The sequence below is a fragment of the Mitsuaria sp. TWR114 genome, from assembly GCF_007997345.1.
Genome location: NZ_VOSR01000003.1, coordinates 1 through 10826 on the forward strand (window position 1 = coordinate 1; position 10826 = coordinate 10826).

Here is a 10826-nt window from a genome sequence, read left to right on the forward strand (position 1 = left end):
GCGCCGATCTCCTCCAGGATGAGCGCCAGCGCCAGGTAGTCCAGGCCCGCGCCGTCGTATTCATGCGGCACGGCCACGCCGTAGCAGCCGAGCTCGGCCAGGCCCTTGAGCTCCGCGGCCGGGAAGTGGTGGGACTTGTCCCACTCGGCCGCCTTCGGCGCGATCTGGTCCTGCACGTAGGCGCGGACGGCGTCCTGCACGGCGCGGTGGTCTTCGGAAAGGATCATGGGATCACCAGGGCAGCGGGCTGCCGTCGTAGTTGAAGAAGCCGCCGTTGTCGCCCGGCTTCAGGCCGTCGAGCACCTGGCGCAGGCTGGAGGCGCTGGTGGCGACGTCGATGTCGGCCTCCTGCCCGCCCATGTCGGTCTTGACCCAGCCCGGATGCAGGCTGACGCAGGTCGCGCGACCGTCCAGCGTCAGCGCGACGTCCTTCATCACCGAGTTCACCGCCGCCTTGGACGCGCGGTAGACCCAGCCCGCCGAGTTCGCCCGCAGCGTCAGCGATCCCATCCGCGAGGACAGGATGCCGATGCGCGCGTCCGGCGCCAGCGCGTCCAGCAGCTGCGGCAGCACGCGCATCGGACCCAGCACGTTGGTGTGCATGACGGCGTCGAAGTCCGCCGCGCTCGGCGGCTGCAGGCCGATGGTCTTGGGCCCGTACAGGCCCGCCACGTACATGACGCGGTTGAACTGGTAGCCGTCGAGCTGCCAGGCCAGGCCGGCGATGCTGATCATGTCCGAGACATCCAGCTTGATCGCCGTCGCGCCCTGCGCGCGCAGCTTCTCCAGGCTGGCCTCGTCGCGCGCGGTGGCGACGACGGTGTCGCCGCTCGCGCGATGCTGCTTCACCAGCTCCAGGCCGATGCCGCGCGACGCGCCGATGATGAGGACTTGCGCCATCCGGCCCGTCCTCAGATCAGCTCGACGCCGACGGCCGTCGCTTCGCCGCCGCCGATGCACAGCGCCGCGACGCCGCGCTTGAGGCCGCGATGCTTGAGCGCGCCCAGCAGCGTCACCAGGATGCGCGCGCCCGAGGCGCCGATCGGATGGCCCAGCGCCACGGCGCCGCCGTTCACGTTGACGATCTCGTGCGGCAGCTTGAACTCTGCCATCGCGGCCATCGTGACGGCGGCGAAGGCTTCGTTGACTTCCCAGAGGTCGACGCTCTTGGCGTCCCACTGGTTCTTCGCCAGCAGCTTCTGGATCGCGCCCACCGGCGCGGTCGTGAACCACTCCGGCGCGTTGGCATGCACCGCCGTGCCGACGATGCGCGCCACCGGCTTCACGCCCAGCTTGTTGGCGGTCGATTCGCGCATCAGCACCATCGCCGCCGCGCCGTCGGAGATCGACGAGGAGGTCGCGGCCGTGATCGAGCCGTCCTTCTTGAACGCCGGCTTGAGCGTCGGGATCTTGTCCAGCTTGGCCTTGAACGGCTGCTCGTCGCGCGAGACCACCGTGTCGCCGCCCTTGCCGGCGAGCGTCACCGGCGCCATCTCCCAGCTGAAGCTGCCATCCTCGTTGGCGCGCTTGCTGCGCTCGGTCGAGGCGATGGCGAACTGGTCCTGCGCCTCGCGCGTGAAGGCGTACTTGTCGACGCACTGCTCGGCGAAGACGCCCATGGCCTTGCCGCGCTCGTAGGCGTCTTCCAGGCCGTCCAGCGCCATGTGGTCATACATCTGCGCGGCGCCGTACTTCACGCCCTTGCGCGCGAACATCAGGTGCGGCGCGTTGGTCATGGACTCCATGCCGCCGGCGATCAGCACGTCGGCGCTTTCGGCCTTCAGGGTGTCGTGCGCGAACATGACCGCGCGCATGCCGGCGCCGCACATCTTGGACAGCGTGACCGCGCCCACCGATTGCGGCAGGCCGGCCTTGAGCACCGCCTGGCGGGCCGGCGCCTGGCCCTGGCCGGCCATCAGGCAGTTGCCCAGGAAGGTTTCCTGGATCGAGTCGGCCGGCACGCCGGCGCGCTCGACGGCCGCCTTGATGGCGACGGCGCCCAGCTCCCACGCGGCCAGGCCGGCGAAGTCGCCCAGCAGGCCGCCGATCGGCGTGCGCGCGGCGGAAACGATGACGATGGAATCGGACATGGGGGTCTCCTTCAAGGGAAGCGGTGCGGCCCCACGGGGCCGCGGCGGATCAGTGGATGGGAAGCTCCCGGTCCTGCGGCTCCGGCACCTTCAGGGCCGGCGCGGCGTCGTGGACGTGGAAGCGCTTGTGCGGGTCGTAGGGGAAGACGTCCTCGACATGACCCGCCAGGATGCGCTCCTTGTGGGTCTGCCAGAACGCCGGATCGAGCAGGTCGGCGTGGTGCGCCATGAAGACGTCGCGCACGCCCGGATGGCCGAGCAGGAAGGGGCCGAAGGTCTCGGGGAACACGTCCAGCTTGTTGACGGGATACCAGACCTCGCCGGACAGCTCCTCCTCCTCGTTGCGCGGCGCGGGCACCTTGCGGAAGTTGCAGTCGGTGAGGTATTCGATCTCGTCGTAGTCGTAGAACACGACCTTGCCGTGGCGCGTCACGCCGAAGTTCTTCCACAGCATGTCGCCCGGGAAGATGTTGGCCGCCACCAGGTCCTTGATCGCGTTGCCGTACTCCACCACCGCATGCGCCAGCTGCGCCGGCGAGGCTTCCTGCAGGTAGATGTTGAGCGGCACCATGCGGCGCTCGATGTACAGGTGCTTGATGACGAGGTCCTCGCCCGTCTCCTCCAGCAGCGAGGGGCAGAAGTGCCGGAGCTCGGCGACCAGCTCGTCCTCGAAGCGATGGCGCGGAAAGGCCACGCGGGTGTACTCCAGCGTGTCGGCCATGCGCCCCACGCGGTCGTGCTGCTTGACCAGCAGGTACTTGGACTGGATCTGCTCGCGCGTCGTGTCCTTCTGCGGCGGATAGAAGTCCTTGATGACCTTGAAGACGAAGGGATACGACGGCAGGTCGAAGACCAGCATCACCATGCCTTTGATGCCGGGCGCGATGCGGAACTTGTCGCTGCTGTGGCGCAGGTGGTTGAGGAAGTCGCGGTAGAACAGGTTCTTGCCCTGCTTCTGCAGCCCCAGCGCCGAATAGATCTCCGAGCGCGGCTTGCGCGGCATCAGCGAGCGCAGGAACTGCACGTAGGCGCTCGGGACCTCCATGTCCACGAGGAAGTAGGCGCGCGCGAAGCTGAACAGCATCTGCAGCTCGTCCTCGCCGAACAGCGCCGCGTCGATGTAGAGCCGGCGCGCCGCGGCCGCGTCCTTCGCGCCATCGGTCTTCGCGCCCTTGGCCGGCGCGGCCTCGCCCGGGCCGGGTTCCTTGTGCAGGATGGGCAGCGCGAACGGCGTCTCGCTGAAACCGTTGACGACCTTGCCCACGATGTACGCGCCCTTGTTGCGGAAGAACAGCGAGGACAGCACCTGCACCTGGAAGTTGGTGCGCCAGCGGAAGGCGCCGAGCTGCTCGCCCACCGCCTTCAGCACCAGGTCGATGTCGCGGCCCAGGTCCTCGAACTCCAGCGCCAGCTGGAAGTTCCAGACGATGCGCATGAAGGTGTCGCGCAGCGTGTCCTGCGAGGGGTAGTAGCAGCGGTAGGTCGGCTGGGCGGCGGGCTCCTCGTTCTCGATGAACTCGGTCGAGATGGCGGGCCGGACGAAGATGAACTCGTTGTGGAAGTAGCTGTGGTGCAGGATGCGCGTCGTGACCGAGTTGAAGAAGGTCTCGGCCAGTTCCGGGCGCAGGTGGCGGGTCAGCAGCCCGATGTAGTGCAGCTTGACCTGCTGCCAGACCTCGCTCGGCAGCTCGCTGGTCTTGTAGCGTGCCTCCAGCAGCGCGACGGCCTCGTCGACGCGCAGGTCGTAGAACTCGATGCGCTCGCGCTGCGCGCGCTGCTGGCCGTGCCAGTCGGCCTGCTCGAAGCGCTGCTTGGCGGTGGCCGACGCGGCGCGGAAAAGCCGGTAGTGCTTGTCGAAGCCCTCGAGCATGGCCTGCGCGATCTCGAAGGCGCGCGGGTCGTTGAGCTCGTGGGGGAACATGGCGCCGCCGTCCGTTCCGCTCATGTCCGGTCCTGGCCGCGCGGGCTCAGCGGCCCATGGCCGCCTCGTAGCGGCGCTGCAGCGCTTCCAGCGCGCGGCGGTAGGCCGGGCCGACGTCGTCGGGTCCCGCGGCGGTGACGCTCAGGTCCTTGAGCAGGCCGTTGTGCAGGCCGTAGACCCAGCCGTGCACCGCCACCGACTGGCCGCGCGACCAGGCGTCCTGCACCACCGTCGTCTGGCAGGCGTTGCGGGCCTGTTCCAGCACGTTGAGCTCGCACAGCGCATTGACGCGCTGCTCCTCGGGCAGCTGGTCCAGCCAGTCCTGATGGTGGTTGCGGACGTCCTGCACATGGCGCAGCCAGTTGTCCACCAGGCCGACGCGCAGGTCCTGCAGCGCGGCGCGCACGCCGCCGCAGTTGCTGTGGCCGACGATGATGATGTGCTGGACCTTGAGCTGGTCCACCGCGAACTGCATCACCGAGAGGCAATTCAGGTCGGAGTGGACCACGACGTTGGCCACGTTGCGGTGGACGAAGAGCTCGCCGGGCAGCAGCCCGACCAGCTCGTTGGCCGGCACGCGGCTGTCGGCGCAGCCGATCCAGAGGTACTGCGGGGTCTGCTGCTTCAGCAGGCGCGAGAAGAAACCGGGGCTGCGCTCCTCGGTTTCGGTGGCCCAGCGCTGGTTGTTGTCCAGCAGTCCGTCGATGTGGTCGTTGGTGCTCATGGGGCGGGATTGTCGCGGTTGCGGGCGGACACCGGCCTGTCGCACCCGCGAAGGCCTCACATCGTTTCGGCGAAGAGCTCGCGGCCGATCAGCATGCGGCGGATCTCGGACGTGCCCGCGCCGATTTCGTAGAGCTTCGCGTCACGCCAGAGCCGGCCGAGCGGATATTCATTGATGTAGCCGTTGCCGCCGAAGATCTGGATGCCCTCGCCCGCCATCCAGGTGGCCTTCTCGGCGCACCACAGGATGACCGAGGCGCAGTCCTTGCGCACCTGCCGCACGTGCGCGCCGTCGAGCGCATCCAGGTTCTTGCCCACCGTGTAGCAGAACGCGCGCGCGGCCTGCAGCACCGCCTGCATCTCCACCGGGTGATGGCCGTAGTCGTCGATCAGCAGCGCGGTGCCCGCGACGCCATCGGCCGCCGCCACCGGCAGCTCGCCATAGGACTGGAAGCGCCGGCCCACGCCGCCGAAGGTCGCCAGGCCTTGCAGCAGCGCGCCATCGTCCAGGCCCAGTTCCATCGCCATCGCGATCACCGACAGCGCGTTCAGCACGTTGTGCTGCCCGTTCAGGCGCAGCCGCACGTCCAGCGCGGGCAACGCGCGGCCCTGGCGGTCGCGGCGCAGCGCGGTGAAGCGCATGCCGCCGCCGGCCTCGGCGCTCACCTCGGTCGCGCGCACCGCGTTGTCCTCGCCCAGTCCGTACAGGACCACCGGGCGCGACACCATCGGCACGATGCTGCGCACGCCGGCGTCGTCGCCGCACAGCACCGCGGCGCCCCAGAACGGCATCAGGTGCAGGAAGTCGACGAAGGCCTGACGCAGATGGGCCATGTCGTGCCCGTAGGTGTCCATGTGGTCCGCGTCGATGTTGGTGACGATCGCCAGCTGCGGCAGCAGGTGCAGGAAGGACGCGTCCGATTCGTCGGCCTCGACCACCATGTGCGGCCCGCTGCCCAGCGCCGCGTTCGCGCCCGCCGCCAGCAACTGGCCGCCGATCGCGTAGCTCGGATCGAGCCCGGCCTGCAGCATCACCGTGGTCAGCAGCGAGGTCGTCGTCGTCTTGCCATGGGTGCCGGCCACCGCGATGCCCAGGCGCGGCCGCATCAGCTCGGCCAGCATCTGCGCGCGCAGCAGGACGGGGATGCCGTGCTGGTGGGCGGCCATCAGCTCCGGGTTGTCGGCCTTGATGGCGCTGGACTTGACCAGCACCTGCGCGTCGCCGACATGCTGCGCCGCATGGCCGATCTGCACCTCGACGCCCAGCGCGCGCAGCCGGCGCGTGGTGTCGCTCTCGCCCTGGTCGGAGCCGGTGACGCGATAGCCCTGCGCGGCCAGCAGCTCGGCGATGCCGCTCATGCCGGCGCCGCCGATGCCGGTGAAATGGATGTGCTGGATGGCGTGCTTCATGCGCGCGCTCCGTTCCCGGCGCCGCCGGAGCGGGCGCCCTTGGCGGCGACCAGCGCCTCGAGTTCATCGGCCACGCGCGAGGCCGCGCGCGGACGCGCCAGCGAGCGCGCCTTCGAGGCCATCGCCAGCCAGTGCTCGCGCGGCTGCTGCAGCAGGTCGAAGAGCGATTGCGCGCTCAGCTCGCCCTGCGGCAGGTGCGTGCCGGCGCCATGCTGCGCCATGTACTGCGCGTTGTCGCGCTGGTGCGAGGTCGTGCTGACGACCAGCGGGACCAGGATGCTGGCGACGCCGGCGGCGCACAGCTCGGACACCGTCACCGCGCCGGCGCGGCAGATCACCACGTCGGCCTCGGCCAGGCGCGTGGCCATGTCGGTGATGAAGGGCACGACCTCGGCCTGCACCCCGGCCTTGGCGTAGGCCGCCTGCACCAGCGGGAAGTTGGCCTCGCCCGTCTGGTGCGTGACCATCGGGCGCTGGTGCTCGTCCCACAGCGCGAGCGTCTGCGGCAGCACGTCGTTGATCGCGCGCGCGCCCAGCGAGCCGCCCACGACCAGCACCTTCAGCGGTCCGTTGCGGTCGGCGAAACGCAGCTCGGGCGCGGGCAGGTCCTCGATCTCGGCGCGCACCGGGTTGCCGGTGACGACGCTCTTCTTCTGCTGCGCGGCGGCCAGGCCGTCGAAGCCGAAGGCGATCTTGCGCGCCACCGGCGCCAGCGCCTTGTTGGACAGCAGCAGCGCCGCATCGGCGTTCACCAGCATCAGCGGGCGACGCATCACCCAGGCCATCAGGCCGCCGGGGAAGCAGACATAGCCGCCCATGCCCAGCACCGCGTCGGCCCTGCGGGCGGCGAAGATGTTGGCGCTCTGCGCGAAGGCCTTGAACAGCCGCACGACGCCCAGCAGCGAGTGCTTCAGGCCCTTGCCGCGCAGGCCGGCGAAGGACAACCGGTCCATCGGCAGACCCGACGGCGGCACCAGCTTGTTCTCCATGCCGGCCTCGGTGCCGAGCCAGGAGACGGTCCAGCCGCGACGCTGCATTTCAGCTGCGACCGCAAGCCCCGGAATCACATGCCCGCCCGTTCCGGCGGCCATCACGACGAGGTGGCGAGTACTCATGCCCTCCCCCCTCGCATCAACTGTCGGTTCTCGATATCGATTCGCACGCAGATCGCCAATGCAATGCAGTTCAGGACGGTGGCCGAGCCGCCGTAGCTCATCAGCGGCAGCGTCAGGCCCTTGGTCGGCAGCGCGCCCAGGTTCACGCCCATGTTGATGAAGGCCTGGCCGCCCATCCAGATGCCGATGCCCTGCGCATACAGGCCCGCGAAGACGCGGTCCAGCGCCACCGCCTGCCGGCCGATGTGGAACAGCCGGCGCGACAGCCAGAAGAAGGCGAAGATCACGATCGCCACGCCGATGAAGCCCAGTTCCTCGCCGATGACGGCGAGCAGGAAGTCGGTGTGGGCCTCGGGCAGGTAGTGCAGCTTCTCCAGGCTGGATCCCAGGCCCTGGCCGAAGAACTCGCCGCGGCCGAAGGCGATCAGCGAGTGCGTCAGCTGGTAGGCCTTGCCCTGCGCGTATTTCTCGTCCCACGGGTTCAGGTAGGCGAAGATGCGTTCGCGGCGGAAGTCGCTGAAGGTGATCATCAGCACGAAGGCGCCGATCAGCACCGCCACGCTGAGGAAGAACATGCGGCCGTTGACGCCGCCCAGGAACAGGATGCCCATCGCGATCGCCGCGATCACCATGAAGGCGCCCATGTCCGGCTCGGCCAGCAGCAGCATGCCGGTGAAGGCCAGCGCGGCGGCCATCGGCCACACGGCGCGCACGAAGTTCTCCTTCACCTCCATCTTGCGGACCATGTAGTTGGCCGCGTACATCGCGATGGCCAGCTTGGCCAGCTCGGAGGGCTGGAAGTTCATGACGCCCAGCGGCAGCCAGCGGCGCGCGCCGTTGACGCCTTTGCCCACATGCGGGATCAGCACGATCATCAGCAGCGCCAGCGCGATGACGAAGATCTTGGGCGCGTGGCGCTCCCAGAAGCTCACCGGCACCATCACGGTGATCCATCCCGCCAGCAGGCCGATCGCGATGAACAGGCTCTGCCGCACGAAGAAGTGCATCGGCGCGTACTTCGCGAACTTGGGGTTGTCCGGCAGCGCGATCGACGCCGAATAGACCATCAGCAGGCCCAGCGCCAGCAGCGCCAGCACGACCCAGACCAGCGTCAGGTCGAAGCCGAGGATGCGGGTGGGCTGGCCGGCGGAGGTGGAGACCCAGTCGCGCACCGGCACATCGACGCCGCCAGCGGTCGCCGGCCGGCGCGACAGCAGCGCGCGGACGCGCTCGTTGAGCTGCTCGAGGACGGTCGCGGCGCTCATCCGACGAAGCCCTCGTCTTCGGCCAGCTCGCGCACGGTGGCGATGAACACCTCGGCGCGGTGGGCGTAGTTGCGGAACATGTCCAGGCTGGCACAGGCCGGGCTCAGCAGGACGCTGTCGCCGGACTGCGCCTGCGCGAGCGCCCAGTGCGTCGCCGCCTCGAGCGACTCATGGCGATGCATGAGCACGCCGCTGTCCTGGAGCGCCGCCTCGATCTGCGGCGCGTCGCGCCCGATCAGCGCCACCGCGCGCGCATGCAGCGCGATCGGCGTCGCCAGCGGGGAGAAGTCCTGCCCCTTGCCGTCGCCGCCCAGGATCATCACCAGCTTGGCCGGCGCGCGGTCGGCACCCAGGCCCATCACCGCCGCGACGGTCGCGCCGACGTTGGTGCCCTTGGAGTCGTCGTAGAAGTCCACGCCCTTGATCGCGGTGACGAACTCGACGCGGTGCGGCTCGCCGCGGTACTCGCGCAGGCCGTGCAGCATCGGCGCCAGCGGGCAGCCGATCGACGAGGCCAGCGCCAGCGCCGCCAGCGCGTTGGCCGCGTTGTGGCGGCCGCGCACGCGCAGCGCGTCGGCCGGCATCAGGCGCTGGATCAGCAGTTCGTCCTCGTCGTCCTTGCGGCGCTTCAGGCCCTTGAGTTCTTCTTCCTGCTCGCGGGCGCGCACCAGCCAGGCCATGCCGTTCTCGACCAGCAGGCCGAAGTCGCCCGGGCGACGCGGCGCGTCCAGGCCGAAGCGGACCACCTCGCGCTCGACGGTCTTGGCGGGCCGGCCCCGGCCCTGCTTCACCACGACCGGCGCGGGCACCAGCGCTTCGACCTCGGGATCGTCGCGGTTGATCACCAGCACGCCGTGCTCGCCGAAGATGCGGCCCTTGGCCCGCGCGTAGGCCGGCATGTCGCCGTGCCAGTCCAGGTGGTCCTGCGTGATGTTGAGCACCGCGCCGGCGCTGGGCTCGAAGCCCTTCACGCCGTCCAGTTGGAAGCTCGACAGCTCCAGCACCCAGACCTGCGGCAGCACCTCGAATTCCGCCGGCTTGGGCGGCGGCGGCTTGATCGGCAGCGGCTGCTCGTCGAGCAGCTCGGCCACGGTTTCGAGCGCGCTGCGCTCGTCGGCCGGGGCCTGCGCGGCCAGCGTCTCGACGGGCGCTTCGATCGGCGCATCGGCCGTCGCTTCGCTCTGCGCTTCGAGCAGCTCCTCTTCGGACGCCTCGGCCGGTGTTTCCGTGGAGGCTTCGGCGGGCGCGTCGACCGGCGCCAGCAGCGCCTCGGCGTTCGGCACCTCGGGCGCTTCCGCGCCCTCGGCCGTGGTCACCGCCTCGACCGCGAGGTCGACGACAGCCTCGATCTCCGCCTCCTTCGGCTGCGGCATCGGCTCCTTGTCGAGCGCGTCGCTCAAGGTGCCCAGCAGCGTCGGGCCGATGTTGCCGGCCATCGCCACGCGCCGGCCGGCGCGCTCGACCAGCAGCGCGGTCATGCTGGTGGTCGTCGTCTTGCCGTTGGTGCCGGTGATCGCGAGCACGCCCGGCTCGTAGCGGTACAGCGTCTTGAGCTCGGCCAGCGCCTGCGCGAACAGCTCGAGCTCGCCGCGCAGGCGCAGGCCGATCTCCTCGGCGCGCGCCAGCAGCGGCTTGAGCCGCGCGTCCAGCGGCGACAGGCCCGGGCTCTTCAGCAACACCCAGCTGTGATCGATCGAGGCCAGCAGCTCCGGCGTGAACTCGCCATGCACGAAGGCGGCCTCGGGCAGGCGCTCGCGCAGCGCGGCGAGCTGCGGCGGCTGCTCGCGGCTGTCCCACACCGTCACGCGCGCGCCCAGGCGCGCGGCCCAGGCCGCCATCGCGAGCCCGGAATCGCCCAGGCCGAGCACGAACGCGTGCCGGTCCTGGTAGAGGGTGGGGAAGCGGATCGGAGTCATCGTCGTCGCGTCCCGATCAGCGCAGCTTCAGGCTGGCCAGGCCCACCAGGCACAGCAGCATCGTGATGATCCAGAACCGGATGACGACCTGCGTCTCCTTCCAGCCCGACTTCTCGAAGTGGTGGTGCAGCGGCGCCATCTTGAAGATGCGCCGGCCCTCGCCGTACTTCTTCTTCGTGTACTTGAACCAGGTCACCTGCAGCATCACCGACAACACCTCGGCGACGAAGACGCCGCCCATGATGCCCAGCACGATCTCCTGGCGCGTGATCACGGCCAGCGTGCCCAGCCCGCCGCCCAGCGCCAGCGCGCCGACGTCGCCCATGAAGACCTGCGCCGGATGCGCGTTGAACCACAGGAAGGCCAGCCCCGCGCCCGCCAGCGCG

The 10826-nt window shown here is 69.8% G+C and carries 9 protein-coding genes and 1 pseudogene; all 10 read right to left on the minus strand.

Annotated features, from left to right (window positions below):
• Positions 1–227 (minus strand): acyl-CoA dehydrogenase family protein (locus tag FUT87_RS00110; RefSeq protein ID WP_147239693.1); only part of this gene is annotated, 227 nt, incomplete at its 3' end.
• 4 nt (positions 228–231) lie between these two features.
• Positions 232–900: an SDR family oxidoreductase gene (locus FUT87_RS00115; protein ID WP_091720345.1), complete on the minus strand. Its 669-nt coding sequence runs from the start codon at positions 898–900 to the stop codon at positions 232–234.
• An 11-nt stretch (positions 901–911) separates the two neighbouring features.
• On the minus strand, positions 912–2090 hold the full coding sequence (locus tag FUT87_RS00120; RefSeq protein ID WP_147239694.1) for an acetyl-CoA C-acyltransferase: 1179 nt from the start codon (positions 2088–2090) through the stop codon (positions 912–914).
• Positions 2091–2139: 49 nt separating this feature from the next.
• Positions 2140–4011 (minus strand): bifunctional isocitrate dehydrogenase kinase/phosphatase, encoded by a 1872-nt coding sequence (gene aceK, locus FUT87_RS00125; RefSeq protein ID WP_147239696.1) that lies wholly within the window; start codon positions 4009–4011, stop codon positions 2140–2142.
• A 46-nt stretch (positions 4012–4057) separates the two neighbouring features.
• Entirely contained in the window at positions 4058–4735 is a 678-nt protein-coding gene (gene can / locus FUT87_RS00130; RefSeq protein WP_099860574.1) for a carbonate dehydratase, read from the minus strand.
• Positions 4736–4791: 56 nt separating this feature from the next.
• Complete coding sequence (murC, locus tag FUT87_RS00135) at positions 4792–6144, minus strand: UDP-N-acetylmuramate--L-alanine ligase (protein WP_147239695.1); 1353 nt, start codon at positions 6142–6144, stop codon at positions 4792–4794.
• A complete protein-coding gene (gene murG, locus FUT87_RS00140) occupies positions 6141–7259 on the minus strand; it encodes an undecaprenyldiphospho-muramoylpentapeptide beta-N-acetylglucosaminyltransferase (RefSeq protein WP_091726016.1) in 1119 nt (372 codons plus the stop codon). The genes murC and murG overlap by 4 nt, the downstream gene beginning before the upstream one ends.
• Positions 7256–8524: a putative lipid II flippase FtsW gene (gene ftsW / locus FUT87_RS00145; protein ID WP_091726020.1), complete on the minus strand. Its 1269-nt coding sequence runs from the start codon at positions 8522–8524 to the stop codon at positions 7256–7258. The genes murG and ftsW overlap by 4 nt, the downstream gene beginning before the upstream one ends.
• Complete coding sequence (gene murD, locus FUT87_RS00150) at positions 8521–10440, minus strand: UDP-N-acetylmuramoyl-L-alanine--D-glutamate ligase (RefSeq protein WP_255511593.1); 1920 nt, start codon at positions 10438–10440, stop codon at positions 8521–8523. The genes ftsW and murD overlap by 4 nt, the downstream gene beginning before the upstream one ends.
• Positions 10441–10456: 16 nt before the next feature.
• Positions 10457–10826, minus strand: a pseudogene (locus FUT87_RS00155) (phospho-N-acetylmuramoyl-pentapeptide-transferase); the annotation flags it as partial.

What these genes read in the sequence shown, in the direction of transcription:
- FUT87_RS00115 (WP_091720345.1), bottom strand. Translation starts at nt 900, where the DNA reads ATGGCGCAAGTCCTCATCATCGGCGCGTCGCGCGGCATCGGCCTGGAG.
- FUT87_RS00120 (WP_147239694.1), bottom strand. Translation starts at nt 2,090, where the DNA reads ATGTCCGATTCCATCGTCATCGTTTCCGCCGCGCGCACGCCGATCGGC.
- aceK (WP_147239696.1), bottom strand. Translation starts at nt 4,011, where the DNA reads ATGTTCCCCCACGAGCTCAACGACCCGCGCGCCTTCGAGATCGCGCAG.
- can (WP_099860574.1), bottom strand. Translation starts at nt 4,735, where the DNA reads ATGAGCACCAACGACCACATCGACGGACTGCTGGACAACAACCAGCGC.
- murC (WP_147239695.1), bottom strand. Translation starts at nt 6,144, where the DNA reads ATGAAGCACGCCATCCAGCACATCCATTTCACCGGCATCGGCGGCGCC.
- murG (WP_091726016.1), bottom strand. Translation starts at nt 7,259, where the DNA reads ATGAGTACTCGCCACCTCGTCGTGATGGCCGCCGGAACGGGCGGGCAT.
- ftsW (WP_091726020.1), bottom strand. Translation starts at nt 8,524, where the DNA reads ATGAGCGCCGCGACCGTCCTCGAGCAGCTCAACGAGCGCGTCCGCGCG.
- murD (WP_255511593.1), bottom strand. Translation starts at nt 10,440, where the DNA reads ATGACTCCGATCCGCTTCCCCACCCTCTACCAGGACCGGCACGCGTTC.